This window comes from Nocardia sp. CDC160 (genome assembly GCF_035818795.1).
Classification (GTDB): domain Bacteria; phylum Actinomycetota; class Actinomycetes; order Mycobacteriales; family Mycobacteriaceae; genus Nocardia.
This window is the reverse complement of the sequence record NZ_JAYKYT010000002.1, coordinates 1254770-1272121: the sequence shown is the minus strand read 5'-3', so window position 1 is coordinate 1272121 and position 17352 is coordinate 1254770. Positions and strand designations below refer to the sequence as shown.

At 70.8% G+C, this 17352-nt stretch carries 8 protein-coding genes; all 8 read right to left on the bottom strand.

The genetic code is table 11. The features are described 5' to 3' along the window. From VMT40_RS13395 to VMT40_RS13360, 8 genes are read right to left on the bottom strand one after another with little or no spacing between them, the layout of a single operon-like run. Window positions 1-1140, bottom strand: a complete 1140-nt coding sequence (locus VMT40_RS13395; protein WP_326358299.1) for a class I SAM-dependent methyltransferase — start codon at window positions 1138-1140, stop codon at window positions 1-3. Next, a complete protein-coding gene (locus VMT40_RS13390; RefSeq protein WP_326358298.1) occupies window positions 1137-2540 on the bottom strand; it encodes an FAD-binding oxidoreductase in 1404 nt (467 codons plus the stop codon). Before VMT40_RS13390 ends, VMT40_RS13395 begins: the two co-directional genes overlap by 4 nt. After that, window positions 2537-3877 carry a class I SAM-dependent methyltransferase gene (locus tag VMT40_RS13385; RefSeq protein ID WP_326358297.1) on the bottom strand — a complete coding sequence of 447 codons (1341 nt, stop codon included), beginning with the start codon at window positions 3875-3877 and terminating at the stop codon, window positions 2537-2539. Before VMT40_RS13385 ends, VMT40_RS13390 begins: the two co-directional genes overlap by 4 nt. Beyond that, window positions 3874-5109: a 3-hydroxy-9,10-secoandrosta-1,3,5(10)-triene-9,17-dione monooxygenase oxygenase subunit gene (gene hsaA, locus VMT40_RS13380; RefSeq protein WP_326358296.1), complete on the bottom strand. Its 1236-nt coding sequence runs from the start codon at window positions 5107-5109 to the stop codon at window positions 3874-3876. Before hsaA ends, VMT40_RS13385 begins: the two co-directional genes overlap by 4 nt. Then, the gene (locus VMT40_RS13375; RefSeq protein ID WP_326358295.1) at window positions 5106-5861 is read right to left on the bottom strand and encodes a class I SAM-dependent methyltransferase; all 756 of its coding nucleotides are present in this window, start codon (window positions 5859-5861) and stop codon (window positions 5106-5108) included. The genes hsaA and VMT40_RS13375 overlap by 4 nt, the downstream gene beginning before the upstream one ends. After that, a complete protein-coding gene (locus VMT40_RS13370; RefSeq protein ID WP_326358294.1) occupies window positions 5854-12990 on the bottom strand; it encodes a polyketide synthase in 7137 nt (2378 codons plus the stop codon). Before VMT40_RS13370 ends, VMT40_RS13375 begins: the two co-directional genes overlap by 8 nt. Further along, window positions 12987-13484: an OsmC family protein gene (locus VMT40_RS13365; protein ID WP_326358293.1), complete on the bottom strand. Its 498-nt coding sequence runs from the start codon at window positions 13482-13484 to the stop codon at window positions 12987-12989. Before VMT40_RS13365 ends, VMT40_RS13370 begins: the two co-directional genes overlap by 4 nt. Beyond that, on the bottom strand, window positions 13471-17310 hold the full coding sequence (locus VMT40_RS13360; RefSeq protein WP_326358292.1) for a non-ribosomal peptide synthetase: 3840 nt from the start codon (window positions 17308-17310) through the stop codon (window positions 13471-13473). Before VMT40_RS13360 ends, VMT40_RS13365 begins: the two co-directional genes overlap by 14 nt. Window positions 17311-17352 lie beyond the last annotated feature (42 nt).

Sequence of the window (17352 nt, the reverse complement as noted above, 5' to 3'; positions counted from 1 at the left end):
TCACCGTCCACCCGGGCGGGTGCGATCGGCCTTGCGGGCCACGAACAGCCGCTGACCGTGCGCGGCCAGCGGATGATCGGCCGGGGGCAAGGTGGGCAGCGGTGTGAGCCCGGCGGCGGTGAGTTCGGTCAGCCATTCGTTCTCGTGCAGGAAGATTCGGTCGGTGCCCGCCCGGACGTCGTGCTGTCCCGGCTGGGTGCCGCCCGGTCGCGCCGACATGAGGAAGTGCATGGACACCAGGAGTTGGCAGTGCTCGCGGCAGGATTCGACGAAGATCAGGTACCCGCCGGGGTTCAGCAGCTCGTGCAGCGCGGTCAGCAATTCCCCGGAATTCTGGGCGTTGTGCAGCACATTGGCGGCCAGCACGATATCGCAGGGCGGTTGATCGGGCAGGTCGCGATTGAGGTCGAGGATGCCGTAGCGCATCCAGGGGTAGTCGGTGAAGCGGTCGCGCGCCGCGGCGAGGAAGAAGTTCGACAGGTCGGTGAAGTGGTAGTCGACCGGATCGTGCGCCAGGGCCGCCACGATATCGGCGGTGGTGCCGCCGACCCCGGCCCCGAGTTCGAGAATCCGGACCGGGGCGTGGTCGGCGGCCAGTTCCCGCACGGCACGCGAGACGAATTCGCGGACCGCGACATTGAGGTAGCCGTTGACCGGGTTGGTCCGGTAGGCGGCCTCGGCGGTCAGGAAATCCCCGTCGGGGAAGAGCAGTTCCTGTGCCAGCACCCGGTCGCGCAGCAGCAGCGGCAGCCGGTCGGCGGACTGCGCGAAGAAGCGGGCGAGTTGCGGTGAGAAGCCCAGCTCGGCGCACACCTCGCGCAGCTCGCGCCGCACCGGGGCGGGCGGGTCGCGCAGGATGCCGTAGCCGTCGTCCGGGGTGACCTCGAGGAGGCCGCGGGCGGTCAGCTCGCGCAGCCAGCGGCGCAGCAGCCAGCGGTGCCGGGGCGCGACCCGCAAGCGCTCGGCGATCTCGTCCTCGGTTTGCGTGGTGTTGTAGTGCAAGGCGGTTCGCACCACGCGGACGATGGCGGCGAGCCCGTGTCGGTCGAGATCCTCGAGGGCGTCGGCGCAGTGTCGGCCGTCGGTGGTGGGCACGGAATCGGCGGCGAGCCGGGCGATTTCGGAGAGGTCGGTGCTCACCGGGCCCCCTCGGAGGATTCGTCGGACAACGGAGCGATATTGTGGTTGCAGCGGAACAGATTGCCCGGGTCGTACTGCGCCTTGACGCGGGCCAGTCGCCGATAGCCGTCCAGCCCGTAGGCATTGCGCACCCGTTCCGGGGACGCGGTGCCGTCGAGAATGCCGATGTACGGTCCACCGGCGGAACAGTTCTGGACCGTCTCGGTAATCCGGGCGATCCAGCGCCGCGAGGGTGCCAGGTCCTGCCCGGTCGGGCCGCCGGAGAACACGACCAGGTGATAGGCGGCATCGTGATAGGCGAATGCCGTTGCGCCGGTCGGCATCCGGCGAATGGCCCCGCCCAGCTGGTGGATGGAGATCAGCGAATGCCGGGTCGGCATGTCCGCGCCCAGCGTCACCAGGCCGTCGATGGTGCGGTCGTCGAGCTCGCGCAGCCATTCGGTGCCGGTCGCGGTGGCGTGCCCAGTATGGAACGCCTGCTCCGTATTGCGTTGCAGCTCCGGATAACTCAGCGGGCGCAGCAGGTCCAATTCCGGCTCGCCGATCCGCCGCAACCGGTCCAGCACCGAACGGGCCTCCTCGGCCGATCCCAGGTAGGACGCCGTGATGGCGGCCATCGGCGGCCCTTCGGGCGCGGTGGGCGGCCAGTGGATGAGGGTGGCGCGCAGCGAGAGCTCGGCCGGGGCGTCGGCGGTGAATGCCCGGAATCCGGTCAGCACCGCCCGGGCGTCCGCGTACCGGTAGAGCAGCGTGCCCGCGTAGACCCGGCCGATCGGATGCAGTTGCAGCTCGAGTGAGGTGACAATGCCGAAATTGCCGCCGCCACCACGCAAGGCCCACAGCAGGTCGGTGTGGTGTTCGGCGTCCGCGGTCACCACTCGGCCGTCGGCGGTCACCACCTGTGCCGCAATGACATTGTCGCAGGTGAAGCCGAAAGCCCTTTGCAGCCAGCCGGTTCCGCCCGAGAGTGCGGTGCCGATCACCCCGACCGTCGAGACGTCGGCCCCGGTGACCGCGAGCCCGTGTTCGGCGCAGGCGCGGTCGAATTCGACCCAGGTCACGCCGGGCGCGACGGTGGCCCGCCGGGTGACCGGATCGATGGTGACGGCCTTCAGCCCGGAGAGGTCGAGCATGACCGAACCGGCGACCTCGGCGTGTTCGGCCACGTCGTGTCCGCCCGCGTGCAGCGAGATCGCCAGGCCGCGCCGCCGCGCGAAGTCCACGGCGGCGGCGATATCGGCGGTGCCCGCGCAGCGCACGATCGCCGCGGGCCGGTGATCCACGGCGGCGCTCCAGGTGTGGCGGGCGGCGTCGTAGCCGTGGTCGCCGGGCAGCAGCACTGCGCCGGAGCAGACGGCGCGCAGGTCGTCGATCTGATCCAGGGGGAGGGTGGTCGTCATGGCTGGTCGGGCTCCTCGGTAACCACGATGCGGGGTATCGGTGCGGCGGGCAGCTGCCGGGTGAGGTGGTCGGTGAGGACCTCCGGCAGCCGTCGCCGCACGAACCGGGCGAAGGGGTCGTTGCAAACCGCCGGTGTACCGCTGTCGGACAAGAGGGTTCGGGTCGAATGCTCCGGCGCGCATACGGCCAGGCGGCTGCCGTCGGCCGAGTCGAACTGCACCGACCATCCGATCGGCGCGGCGGCGGCCAGCCGTGCGGGCGTGACCGCGTCGGCGGAGCCGGAATCGGTCGTTGAGAGCAGAGCATTCGGGATGCCGGTCACGTGGGTGGTCCCCTCCGGCAGCGTGTCGAGGCGATGCTCGACGGACCCGGTCAGGTCCGCCCACGCGACGGTCCGGCTCGGTGGTGTCGGGGGAGCCTCGACGGTGTATACGACGTCGTAGCGGTAGCGGGTGAGTTCGGTGTCCGTCCGGAACGGCTTGGCATGCACCGCGATCCGCACATCTCGGCGATGGTCCTCGCCGATGCGCGCGAAAGCCTCCGGCGCGCAGAGCAGTTCCTCATCGGTCGCGAGCCGACGTTCGACCCGGGCCGCCAGGTCGGTCGAGGAAAGTCCGGGATTCCGGGTGGATTCGAGCCAATGGGCGAATGCGGGTGCGCTGGCGAGGTTTCGGATATCGCCGACTACTACCGTGCCGCCCGCGGCCACCAGGTCCAGCGCGTCGCCGACGACGGCGGCCAGATACCGCTGGTCCGGAAAGCACTGGGTGACGCTATTGAGCACCACGCAGTCCGGGGCCGCGCGGTCGGGATCGACGGCACGCAGCGCGGCCAGTACGGGCGGTGTGGCGAGTTCGTGCGCGGCCGCCCGCAACACCGCGGTGCCCGGTCCGAGCTGTGCGCGCAGTCGCTCGACCACCGGCGCGGCCACATCGAGCCCGATGTAGGCGTCTGTGTGCGGTTGGATGCGGTGCGCCAGCAGGCCACTGCCGCAGCCGATTTCGAGCACGACGCGAGGCTTGCTCCGCAGGACCAGGCCCACGGCGTGGCCGATCCATTCGAGCATGTGCTCGCGGGGAAATGGTTCACCGGTGTCGGAGGCCCGCCAGCCGGACAGGTCGAGGTCGTCTCCGTGGCGGTCCCGATCGGAGGAGTACACGAACTCGTACACGTGCTGCCAGTGCTCGAGATGTTCGGCCAGCAGCGGTCCGGGGGTGGGCCGCAGCGCGACCGCGGCGGCGGCCGGGCGCACCGTAATGGCGGTGCGGTCCGGATTCCATCGCGCGTCGCCGACCCACGGGTGTCGATTCAGCAGCGACAGCGTCTCCTCGGTCACCGGCCCTGTCCCTTCTCGCCAGAGGGGGCCGGATTCGCCACCGGCGGAGTCAATTCGGCGGTGCCGAACATCCGGTACGCCCGCTCGGGATCATTGGCCGCGTGCGCCCGGCCCGCGTGGGCGTCGCGCCAGAACCGCTGCAGCGCGGTATCGGAGCGCAGCGCGCGGCCGCCGGAGTTCTCGAACAGCCGGTCCAGGGCGAAGATCGACCGCTCGGTGCCGCGCACCTGATCGCGCCGGGTCCGCGCGCGGTCGAGCATGGGAATGGGCCGATGCTGACGCGCGAGGTCGAGCAGTGCGTTCGTGTTCCGGGTCAGTTGCAGCCAGGCCGCGTCGATCTCGCTGGCGGCCTGGGCGATTCGCTCCAAAGTCGCGGTGTCCTGAGCGAAGGGTGTTCCGGCGAAACCGGTTTCCTTGCGGGCGTCACCGGGCAGCGCCACCCGCACCCGGCCGCGCTGATGGGCGAGATGGGTCTCGTACCCGCCCTGGGCCATGCCGATGACGGCCGCGGTGATCGAGTTGGGGTGGATCGCGCCGAAGGGAATCCGGTACAGCGCCGCGTCATTGACCTCCTGACCGGGGGTGACGCATTTGGTGACCGCCTCGGAGTTCAGGACCCGATGGTCGGGCACGAACGCGTCCTCGACCAGGATGTCGTTGCTGCCCGTGCCGCGCAGGCCGACCGCATGCCACACGTCCTCGATCGCGAAGTCGCGCAACGGCACCAGGAAGGTGCACGACTCCACCGCCACACCGTCGTCGATCACTTTGCCGCCCAGCAGCGCCCACGAGGTGTGGTCGCACCCGGAGGCGAAACCCCAACGGCCGCTGAGCCGATACCCTCCGGGCACCGGAGTCGCGGTGCCGGTCAGGGCATAGGACGAGCAGATGCGGGCGTCCGGGTCCTCGTCCCAGACGTCGGTCTGGGCGCGGGGATCGAACAGCGCGAGGTTCCACTGCGGAACGCCGAGCACCGACGCCACCCAGCCGGTGGAGCCGCAGGCGCTCGCCAGCTGCCGTACGGCGGTGTAGAACGTCATCGGATCGGCCTCGTGGCCGCCGAATCGGCTGGGCTGCAACAGCTTGAAGAAGCCGATCTCCTGCAACGCCTTGATCGAGGCGACGGGGATGCGGCGGGCGTCCTCGGCCTCCTGCGCCCGTTCGCGCAGGACCGGCAGCAGGTCCTCGACGGCCGACAGCACGGCGTCGGCGGCCTTCTCGGCGGTGGTCATCGTGCAAGCCTTTCCTTGGTGAATCGCAGCAGGCCGGTGTCGGCGTCGGTGGAGACGAGCCGCAGGCCCACGGTGTCGGCCTCGGCCGCGAGCCGTTCCGCGTCGGCGGGCCAGACCCGGTGCTCGGTGACCGCCTGCTGCAGTAGGCGGTCGTCGTGATAGGTGCGATAGGTCATGCGCCACACCAGGGATTCGGCGTCCACCGGGTCGGCCCGGCTCCAGCCCTCGTAGTGCAGCGCGCCCGCCCGGGCGCGGGTGTAGCGGCGCTCGGGCACCGTCACCACCCGCCCCGGCCGCTGGATCTCGACGACGGCATCGCCGCCCGGTGCGAGTGCCCCGGCGATCGTCGACCACACCCGGGGCCGGGCGGTGGGATCGAAATGGCCGATGACCCCGAGCGCGACCACCGCCGCGCAGCGGCGCGGCAGGTCGGTGTCCAGAAAACCCGTGGGCAGCACGGTGATTCGCTCGCGCAGATCCTTGCGGGCGGCGAGCCGTGACAGCAGCACCGCCCGCATGGCCGACGCGGGCTCGACCGCCACGATCTCCGCGTCGGGCAGCGCGTCGGCGACCATGATCGTCGACAGGCCGGTGCCCGCGCCGATGTCGACGACGGGACCGGCGACAGTGTCGACCTCGGCCAGCAGCGTGGCGAGCACCGGTTCGACCTGTGCCACATACGGAGTCGCCATCAGGTCGTAGAACTCCGCGGCCGCGGCGTACGCGTCCACGCCGGTGACAGCCTCACTCATGGCCCGCCGCCACTTCCGCGCCAGCCAGCGCACGCGAGACCAGGAACGCCACCGCGTCGACGGCCGGTTCGGTGAGCAGGGCGTAGTGGTGCGCCGGTACCGAGTGGAGGTCGACGCGGCCGTCGGTGTGCGCGCCCCAGCCTAGATCGGGCAGGTCCGCGCAGTCGTCCACGCCCATCCCGATTCCGGAGTTGCGCGGCGCGGCCACGGCGGCGCGGACGACGAGGGTTTCGAGATCGTCGCCGTCGAGTCGACCGGTGCGGTGCGTTGCCAGTGCCCGCAGATGCCTGCGGAAGGTGTCCTCGCGCAGCCGCAGGGTGCCGGAGTCCGGACGTCCGGCCAGCCCGGCGTCGGTCAGCCGCCGGTCCGCCTCCGCACGCCGCTCGGGCTCGGACAGGGACCCGAATCGCTCGGTGGCGGCGGCAGATTCGAGATCGACCTCCAAGAACGCCTCGAGCGAGCCGAGATAGCGCGACCAGAAGGCGAGATCGTCGGTGTCCCCGATGCGGTCGGCGATATTGGCGTCGATCAGGACCAGGTTCGACACCGCGTCACCGGCGGCACGGAGCCGACGGGCGACCTCGTGGGCGATGATCCCGCCCATCGACCAGCCGCCGAGGACATAGGGTCCCGAAGGCTGCTGCGACCGGATCGCGGTGTCGTAGAGCCGCGCCAGTTCCTCGACGCTCTCCGGGCCGGTCGCGCCGGACAGGGCCGGATCCTGGATGCCGATCACCGGCCGGGTGGTGTCCAGCTTGCGCGCCAGATCCACGTAGCAGAGCACATCACCGCCGGTGGGGTGGATCAGGAACAGCGGATCGCCGGTGCCTTCCCGCAGTGTGACAAGGCAATCCGCGGGCAGGGGCGCACGCGGTGCCGCCGCCGTCGCGGCCAGCGTGGGATCGGCCAGGAACTCGCGCGGCGTGACCTGCAGGCCGAGCTCGGTCCGCAGCCGGTTCAGCATGCGGATCGCCAGCACCGAATCACCGCCGACGGTGAAGAAGTCGGTCGAGCGGCGCACCTCGGCGGGGTCGAGGTCCAGCATGCGGGCCCACACCGCGGCGACCGCGCGCTCGGTGTCGGTGGCGGCGGGACCGCTCACCGCCGTCGCCGTGCGCACCTGCCGGTCCTCCTCGGCTCGACCGGCGGACGGCAATTCCACCGGCGCGGACCAGGATTCGGGCCGCTCCACCAGCGCGGTGAGCTCCGCGCCGACGGCATCGAAGAGGCCGTCGAGCACTCCCGGCGCGAACAGTTCGGCGACCGCGTCCAGGTTGACCACCACCGCGTCGTCCCAATCCCATTGGAACACCTGCATATCCAGCGCCACCTGCGGTGTGCGCACGCGCTGGTAGAAGTCCCGCAATCGAATCGAGTCGGGGGTGCCGCCCGGCGGGTGCAGGCCGAGGGTGCTGTGGAAGACGACCGGCGCCTGCGGCGCGGTGTCGCGACGGCGGCGTCCGAGTTCCCGCGCGATCTCCACGCCGGTGACCTGTCCGTGGTCGAGCATGCGGGCGGTGGCGTCCTGCATGTGCCGGGCGAGGGTCACGAAACCGGCGTCGGCGGGCAGGTCCACATCCAGCAGCACGGTCCCGGCGTACGGGCCGATGGCGTGGTCGAGGTCGCGGGGTAGGTGCAACCGGTTGAGGTAGAGCACATTCAGCAGGAACCGGCGGTGCCCGGCCAGCCGCGCGAGGGCGATGGCGTAGCAGGTGGCGAAGACCGTGGTGGGGGTGATGCCGTATTCGGCGCACCGCTCCCGCAGGACCGCCATCCGTTCTCCGGAGACCCAGAGCTCGCGGCGTTCCAGATTGTCCGGACGCGCCTGCTCGACCGGCATGGTGAAGGGCAGGCGCGGCGCGGTGGGCAGGTCGTCGAGTCGGTCCCACCACCAGTCGCGCTGGGCCAGCCACTCCGGTTCGGCGCGCTGCCGGTCGATGGTCTCCACGTAGTCGCCGAAATGCGCTGTGAGGGGCGGCAAGACGGTGTTGGGGTCATCGAGGTGGGTGAACAGCTCGGTGAACATCAACTGCACCGACCAGCCGTCGGCCACCAGCAGGCTGCTGACGATGTGCAGGCTCAGCTCCCCGCCCGGCAGCCGCAGCGCGGTCACCCGGAACGGCCAGGGGTCCATGGCGGGTCCGGTGCGCTGCATCTCGGCGCGGATCTCGGCCCGCATGGCGTCGATCTCCGCGACGGAGGCGGTGCGCAGGTCGATCTCGGTCAGGGGCAGCCGGGCCAGGCGCGGGTCGTCGGCCGCGAGCACCTGCTGCGTGCCGTCGGGCAGGAAGATCGCCCGCAGCATGGGCTGCCGATTCACCTGCCAGCGCACCGAATCCGCCACCGTGCTCGGATCGGCTCCGGCCAGGCGGAAGTCGACGTAGTTGTGGGCGGAGTCGTAGCTGAGCGCCCAGCCGTGCTGCTGACCCACCCAGTACGCCTGCTGCAGCGGGGTGAGGGGGAACGGTGCGTCGGGGTCGGCCTGCCGCACCAGTTCGATGCTCGCGACCGTGCCGTCGGTGCGCCGCTCGGCAATGTGGGCCACCAGTTCCGCGAGGGTCTGGTCGCCGACCAGGTCGACCACCGGGACGGCCACGCCGAGCCGACCGCGCACCAGGGTGGCCATCCGCACCGCCAGCACCGAGTCGCCGCCCAGGCCGACGAAGGTGGAATCGGCGGTGACACTGGAGGATTCGATACCCAGAACTTGGGTCCAGATCTCCGCCACAGTCTCGGCCACGTCCGTGGCGGGCCCGGCCAGGCTGGGCCCGGTGTCCGGGGTGTTCCAGCTGCCCGGATCGTCGACCAGCCTGCGCAGCCAGCCGAGGTACGCGCCGAACGCGGTGTCGGCGGAGTCGGCGTCGAGCACCGTTTCCAGGACGTCCCACTGCAATTGCAGTGCGCCCGCCTGCACGAACGCCTGATGGTCGAGCCAAACCTGGGGAGTCTGGCTGACGCCGTGCACGATTCGACCCGCCCACTCCAAATCGGAGTCGCCGCCGACCAGCTCGCCCACATCCAGGGCGCTGGTGAACACCACCGGAAGCAACTGCCGCTCACCGGTTTTCGTCGACTTCTCGGCGAGGAAATCCAGGGCCGACCAGCCCCGGTGATCGATGTCGTCGAACAGCCGCCCCTGGGTGCGGGCGACCCGCTCGGCGAAGGACTCGCCCGCGGTGCGCTCGACCTCGTGTGCGAGCAGGGTGGTGAAATCACCGACGGCGGAGCCGATTCCGGGCAGGGCCACCGGCCGATCGACCAGGGTCAGCATGAGCGCGAAACGCTCGTCGCCGGACCAGGCCGCCAGCACATCGGCGTAGGCGGTGAGCAGTACCGCCGATGGCGTCACGCCGTGCTCGGCACACCGTTCGCGCAGGGCGGTCCATTCGGTGGGGGACAACTGCCCGCCGCGGCGGGCGAACCAGGGGCGCGCTTGGGTCCGGGTGCGGGTCGGCAGGGCGGGCGGCCCCGGGATGGTGTCCATTCGCTCGCGCCAATAGTCCACCGCCCGTTGCTGTTCGGGCGTGCCCTCGCGGGTGGCCAGGTGCGCGATGTAGTCGGCGAATCCGGTCTCGATCGGCGGCAGTGCCGCGTTCGGGTCGTCGTAGAGGGCGCGCAGGTCGCGATCGAGCACCAGGAAGCTGGCGGCGTCGCAGATCAACGCGTCGATGCCGAAGCAGACGCGGGTCGTGGCGTCGTCGACGCGGGCCGCACGGACATCGAACAGCGGCCACCGATCCGGCCGATGCACCCGGTGCGAGAGCTGTCTGCGCAAGTCCGCCAGCGTGCCCTCCCGATCTTCCTCCGGCAGCTCGGTGAGATCGTGCCTGCGAATCCGATACTCGGGCACCTCATCGAGTACCCGATTGAACCCGTCCTCGGTGATCACCGCGCGCAACATGTCGTGCCGGGCGATGAGCCGGTTCCATGCCTCCTGATACCGGTCGAGATCGAGGTCGCGGCAGTCGTATTCGAGATAGATATGACAACCGACATCGCTGAGCCCGAACGCCCCCGACCGACCGATCCAGTAGGCGTGCTGCACCCGGGTCAACGGGAACGGCTCGCTGCTGCGTGTGCTCTGCTCCTCGGGCACTGACTCGGGCTGTTCCGCAACGGAAGTCGCGGCTTCCGGCGCTGCGGCCCCGGGCGTGCGACGCCCGGCGAGCAGTTCCGCGAAGGCCGCGACCGTCGAGTGGGTCAGCAGCTCGCGCAGCCGGATATCGGCCTGCTCGCGCTCATTGAGCCGGTCCAGCATGCGGGTGGCGAGCATCGAATTCCCGCCGAGGGCGAAGAAATCCGCGTCCGGCGTCGTCACCGGCAGTCCGAGCAGCTCGGCCCACAGCTCGGCGACGAGTCCTTCACCTGCGGTGAGCGTCCCGGTGGCTACGACACCTTGTTCGTCTGCCACAGGGGATCCGGCCATGTCGCCAGACTCCGCATGCTCCGAGATGGAGCCGGTGTTCTCCGTTTCGGTGGCAACAGGGACGCTGGTCGGTGCGGGGGATTCAGCGACCTCGGGTGGGTCGATCCAGAGTCGTCGGCGCTCGAACGGGTAGCCGGGGAGGCGGACTCGCTGCCGTTGGCGGTGGAGTGTCTCGGCATCGAAATCGACACCCGCGCACCAGAGTTGGCCGACGGCGGTGAGCAGGGCGGCGCGGTCGGATTCGCCCGCGCCGGATTCGTCGGCACCGGGGAGGGTCGTCAGTGCCGCGGTCAGGCCGCCGGGGGCGTTGCGGCGGGCGAGGGCGGCGAGGGTGGCTCCCGGGCCGACCTGGACCAGGATGGTGGGGTCGGTGCCCGCGGCGGCCCGGATGGCCGTGCGGAACTGGACGGGTTCGCAGAGGTGGCGCACCCAGTGCTCGGCGTCGGCGAAACGGATCGGTGCGCCGGTGAGGGTGCTGTAGAGGGGGAGCCGGGAGGTGGTCGCGGAGATTCGACCGGCCGCCTCGCGCAGTGCCGGAGCGGCCGCCGCCACGGCGGGGGAGTGCAGGGCGGCGTCGACCGGGAGCCTGGTGGTGTGAATTCCGGTGCGTGTCAACACGAGTGCGAGATCGTCGATGGCGGCCACGGGGCCGGACACCACGCACGCATCGGCGGCATTGACGGCGGCCACCGCGACGCGCGGGTGGTCGGTCAAGACGTCCCGCAGATCGGACTCGGCCAGCGCCACGGCGAGCATCGCGCCCGGGGCGTCCTTTGCCACGGCCACTGAGCGGACCGCGACCAACCGCGCCGCGTCGGCGACCTCGAGCGTGCCCGCCAGCACGGCGGCGGCGTATTCACCGAGGCTGTGGCCCAATACCGCGTCCGGCTCGATCCCGAAGCCGCGCAGGGCCGTCGCCGTGGCGAGCGACACCGCGAACAGTGCGGGCTGTCCGTATCGGACGTCGTCCGCCTCGTGCTGCGGCGCGATGCCGGTCACGATGTCGCGAATGTCATAGTCCAGCAATGGTTTCAGGATGTCGGCGCATTCGTCGATCACCGCTGCGAAGGCGGGCTCGTCCCGATACAGCCCGGCCCCCATGCCCGAATACTGCGCGCCCGCACCGGGGAAGGCGAAAACGATGCGCGGGCGCGGCGACGGCACCTGCCGCAGCGCGACTCGGTCGGGCTCGCCGGACCGTTTCGTCCACACCGCCGCGGCACGCCATCCACGGTCGGCGTGCCTGCCGCTGGCCAGGGTGTACGCGTAGTCGGCGGGGGCCTCCCGCATGTCCGCGGCCTGCTCCAGCTGTGCCCGGCAGCTCGACTCGGACGTGCCGGACACCACGAGCAGCTGGGCGCGGTCGTCCGGCTCGCCTGGCTCGGTTAGGGGTGACTCCTCCAGCACCACATGGCAATTGGTCCCGCCGATGCCGAACGAGCTCACCCCGGCGAGGCGGGATTGCTGCCGTTCGGGCCAGTCGCGGGCCTGCCCGGCGACCTCGAACAAACCCTGATAGCGAGCCAGTTCCGGATGGATGGGGTCGGCGTGCAGGGTGGCGGGGATGCGCCGATGTTCCAGCGCGAGCGTGGTTTTGATCAATGCCGCGATGCCCGCGGCCGAATTGGTGTGCCCGATATTGCTCTTGACCGAGCCGATGGCGATCGGTTCCCGCGCCGTCTGGTCGGCGAAAACCGCGGCCAGCGCGGCCAATTCGATCTGATCGCCCAGCGCGGTCGCGGTGCCGTGCGCCTCGATGAGGTCGATGTCGTCGGCCCCGACGCCCGCGGCCGCCAGCGCCTCGGCGATCACGTGGGCCTGACCGGTGGCCGACGGCGCGGTGAAGCCCGCCTTGCCCGCCCCGTCGTGGTTGACCGCGCTGCCGCGCAGCACGGCGTAGATGGGATCGCCGTCGGCCAGCGCCTCGTCCAGGCGGCGCAGCAGCACGACGCCGACGCCTTGGCTGTGCACCATGCCCGACGCGTCCGCGCCGAAGGTCCGGGTGTGGCCGTCGGCGGCGAAGATCGAATCCGGCACGTGCAGATAGCCCTGCCCCTGCGGCACGATGAGCGACACCCCACCGGCGAGCGCGGCGTCGCATTCCCCCGCGAGCAGTGATTGGGCCGCCATGTGCACGGCCACCAGCGAGGTGGCGCAGGTGGCCTGCACCGCGACGGCGGGACCGGTGAGATTCAATCGGTAGGCCAGCTGCTGCGGGAAATAGTCGGTGAGCGTGCCGGTTTGGGCCTGGAGCAGCCCCATCGGATCCTGTGCCGCCGCGCGCCGATACGCGGCCAGGTTCGACTCCAAATACTGGCTCTGCGACGCGCCGGTGAACACACCCACCGACCCGAGCTCGCCGCCACCGGCGTGCCCGGCATCGCCGAGCGCGTTCCACGCGCATTCCAGCAGCAGCCGCAGCTGCGGGTCGAACAGCGCCCCGTCGGCGGGGGTGAGCCCGAAATGGCCGGGGTCGAAGCGATCCTGGTCGGCGATGACGCCGCCGACCGGCACATAGTTGCGGTGCCCGCGCAGGGACTCCGGCACACCGGCCGCGGCCAGTTCCGCATCGCTGAAGCGCCGCAAACCCTCACGGCCCGAGGCGATCAGCTCCCAGTACGCCGCCAGATCGGGAGCGCCGGGGAAGCGGCAGGCCATGCCGATAATGGCGATGGCGGTGCTGTCGGTCAGTTCCTCGGTCACGAGTCGATCTCCAATTCCGAAACCACGGTGGTCTTTCCCTGCGTCAGCGCCAGCACCGGACACGACTGCTCGACGAGCAGTTGCAGTTCCCGGTAGCGCTCGGGCGCGTCGGGCCCGCTCACCCGCGCGCGCATGCGGATCTCGCCGGGCGCGGGTGTGGCGTCGAACCCGAAGACCGGGCCCATGTCCAGCAGGCCCTCGACCTCGATGGCGAGCGCGCCGATGTCCACACCCAGTCGGGCGGCGTGGAAGCGATAGGTGACGAGCTGGCAGGTGCCCAGGGCCGCGAGCGCCAGACCGATCGGATCCGGTCCGGTATCGGTGCCACCGGCGGCGGTCGGCTCGTCGACCCGGAGGCTGTGGCCGTTGATGCGCACGTCCACCTGGGTGGGCGTGCCCGTGCGGTGCTCCGCGCGGGCGGCGAACCGCTGGCGGCGATCCGCGCGGCGGTGCAGGGCCGTCCGGATGCGATGCACGGCGTCAGTGAGCGACATACGAGCTCGGCCTCGCTTTCGATTGATGGGTGCGACGGCGACGTCCGCGCGCGTCGGCGGCGGTGAGATCTATTCCGGCGCGGAAGGATTCGGCGCGATCGGGGAGCCGCGCGGGATCGCGGTCGGTGGACTGCCGGGCGATCCAGACCGCCAGCCGGTGTATCGAGCCGAGCCGGAAGATGTCCGGAACCGTCAGTGCCGGAGCGAGACCGCGCAGTCGCCGATGCGCGCGCACCAGGGTCAGCGACGTCGCGCCGAGGTCGTAGAAGGGGACGGTGGCGGTGACCGTGGGGCCGAGGAGCTCGGTGAACACGGCGAGGACCGCCCGTTCGATGTCGGCGACCCCTTCGACCTGTTCCTCCGCGGCTCCAGCGGTGGGCCGCAGCTCCACGAGACCGCCTGTGTGGCCGGGAGTTTCGGCGATTTCCAGCTCGGGAGCTCCGGCGCGCAGTGCGCGCGCCCATTCGCCCGCTGCGGCGAGCGCCTCCGTGCCCTGCACGGCTCCGGCCTCGAATCGCACCGTGAGGGTCAGTCCGAAGTCGCGGGCCTGGCGTGCGGCCTCGGCCAGCCAGCTCGCGTCGATGTCCGGGTGTGCGGTCTCGACGGGTGTGGCCGGCTCCGCGTGAGCGGCCGGAGCGGACCCATTGGACGGCGCGGAGCCATTGCGGCGGAAGGGATTCGGCAGGCTCGCGACATCGACCTTGCCGTTCGGGGTGAGCGGGATGGCGTCGAGCGGGATCCATTGGCTCGGCACCATGTAGTGCGGCAGGTGCGCGGCCGCGTAGGCGCTCAGCTCCCGCGCATCCGGCTGCCGGGATTCGGCGACCAGGTAGGCGACCAGTCGCGGTCGCTCGTCGGGTCCGGGCACGGCGGCCGCCACACAGCGGCGGATGCCGGGGAAGCGGGTGAGCGCGGACTCGATCTCGCCGAGTTCGATGCGGTGTCCGCGAATCTTGACCTGGCGGTCGGTGCGGCCGAGGAATTCGATGGTGCCGTCGATGCGCCAGCGGCCGAGATCGCCGGTTCGGTAAAGACGTTGGCCGAGAACGGGATCGCGGACGAAGCGCCGTGCGGTCTGCTCCGCGTCGCCGACGTAGCATCGGGCCAGGCCCGCGCCGCCGATGTGCAGCTCACCCGGTTCGCCGATCGGACACGGGCGGCCGTCCTCGTCGAGGATCAGGAAGAACTGATCGCGCAGGGCGCGCCCGTAGGGGATGCTCGTCCATTCCGGCGCGACCCGCTCGATCGGATAGCAGATCGACCAGATCGACGCCTCCGTCGCGCCGCCGAGACTGATCACGCGGAGGCCGGGGATCAGCGCGCGCAGCCGGTCCGGCAGGGAGATCGGAATCCAGTCGCCGGACAGCAGCATGACCCGCAGCGAGCGCAAGCCCGCCGCCGCGGCCGGATCGGCCTCGGCGTATTCGACGAGCATCTCGGCCACGGCCGGGGCCGTGTTCCACACCGTGACGCCGTGCGCGGCAATGAGTTCGCACCAGTGGCCCGGATCGCGCTGTCGATCGGCCTCGGGCAGGACCAGTGCCCCGCCCGCGCCGAGCACGCCGAACAGGTCGTAGATGGACAGGTCGAAACTCAGTGCCGACAGCGCCAGCACACGGTCGCCGGGTCCGATGCCGAAGCGGGCGTTGATGTCGTCGATCGTGGTGCGCGCGGCGCGATGCTCGATGGCGACGCCCTTCGGCTCGCCGGTCGACCCCGAGGTGAAGATGATGTAGGCCAGGTCATCCGGTACGCCGGGCACCGATTCCACTGTGGCGCAGGGTGAGTCGTTCACGAGGTGCGATGTCACGTCGTGCGGCATTCGCGCGGCGGTCCCGGTGGTCGTCAGTGCGTGTGCGATCTCCGCGCGGCGGCAGACCGATTCGATGCGCGCTGTCGGCCAATCCGGCTCGATCGGCACGAATGTCGCACCGGCCCACAGTGTTCCGAACACCGCGACGACCTGGTCGAGGGATTTCGGCGCGACCACCGCGACCCGGTCACCGGGCCGCACACCCGCGGCGGTCAGGCGGGCCGCAACCACGCGGGCTCGGCTCAGCAGGTCGGCGTGCGTCGTCGCCCCGTGCGTTCCCAGGACGGCGGGCGCGTCCGGTCGCTCGTCCGCGCCGCGCCGTTGCGGATCCATGATCAGCGGCCCGGAGAGGGTATCCGGCACCGGTTCGGCCATTGGTTCGAAGCTCGGAACCCAGCCCAGATCGACACTCTCCCAGGCCATCTCGTCCGCCGCCAGCCGACGCAACAGCTGCGTATAGGCGGCCAGCATCCCGGCGACGAATCCGTCCGGGAACACCTCCTCGACCGCGTCCCAGGCGATCCGCAATCCGCCCGCCTCATCCCAGACGATGTGATCGAGCACCACCTGCGGCGTCTGCGACACCCCGAACACCTCGGTGCCGAGCCAGCCCGCCGCCGGGCCGTCGGCTTGGCCGAGCCCGACACCGCTGGTGAACACCACCGGATAGCGCGGCGCGAGATCCCCGGCCTGTGCGCGCTGCACCTCGACGCCGCTGTAGGAGCGGTGTTCCAAATCGGCCCAAAAACGGGCATTGACCCGCGTGGCGAAGTCGGCGAAACCCTGCCAGGAGCGCAGATCCGGCGCGGGCAGTCCGACCAGCGCCGTGGTGCTGAAATCGCCGACAACGGTGTGCTCGCCCGGATCCGGGCGATCGAAGAGGGTGGTGTTCAGGCAGAACGGCTCGCTTGCGCCCCAGCGGGTGAGGGTCAGCCCGAACGCGGCCAGCAGCACGGCGGTGGGGCTCAGCCCGTACGCCGCCGCGCGGGCGGTCAGCGCAGACCATTTCCCGGCGTCCAGCGCGGCCGGATGCCGTCGGAAGCTGGGACATCGAACCTGTTCGGGCGCAACCGCGTACGGTAGTCGCGGCCCGGCGGGCAGGTCGGCCGCGCGCTCGCGCCAGTAGTCGCGATCGCGCTCGCGGCGTGCTGCCTCGGAACGGCCACGCTCGCGCAGGATGCGCAGGAACGATGCGGTGGCGGGCAGGGTGTGCTCCGGGTCGGCGACCAGGTCACCCCACTGGCGCATGAGCAGGATCCAGCTCGCCATGTCCAGCACGATGATGTCGAAACCCACGAACAGCCGCAGGTCGCCGCCGGGCAGTACAGCGGCGTGAATGTCGAACAGCGGCCAGACCGTCGTATCGCGCACCTGGTGGGACTTGTCCCGGCGCAGCTCGGCGAGCACCCGGGTGACGTCGGCGGGTCGATCGCGAAGGTCGGTCACGCCGAGGCGGTAGACCTTGCCGGGCGGGTCGACGCGTTGGCGGCCGTCGTCGGTGACCGTGGCCCGCAGCATCTCGTGGTGGGCCACCAGCCGATTCCACGCGGTTTCCAGGGCCGCGATTTCCGCCAGGGGGTCGGAGGTGACGAAATCGCCGGTGGCCCGGTCGAATTCGAAGTAGTAGTGGGTGGCCACGCCGCCGAGCGGCATGTCCGCGTCTCGGCCGACCCAGTAGGACGCCTGAATCGGGGTCAGTTCCGCCTCGATCGGCCCGGTGTCACCGGGGAGCTCTGTCGGCGGAATCTCGTCGCGCCCGTCGCTGGCTCGTACCGGCCGAGTCGCCTCGTCCCGCTTCTCGACCTCCGCGGTCAGCGAGTCGAGGGTGGCCCCGACGAACGACTCCAGCGGCACCCGAACGCCCAGCCGCTCACCCAATCGCAAATGCAGGCGCACGGCCAGGAACGAGTCCATGCCGAGCTCCTGCAGCCGTTGTGTCGGTGGGATTTCCTGTGGATCGATGTCGAGCACCGTTGCCGCGCACCGCCGCACTTCCTCTGCTGCCGTCACCATCTCCAGCCCTTGCTCGATGAACCCATCGGGCCTAGATTAATG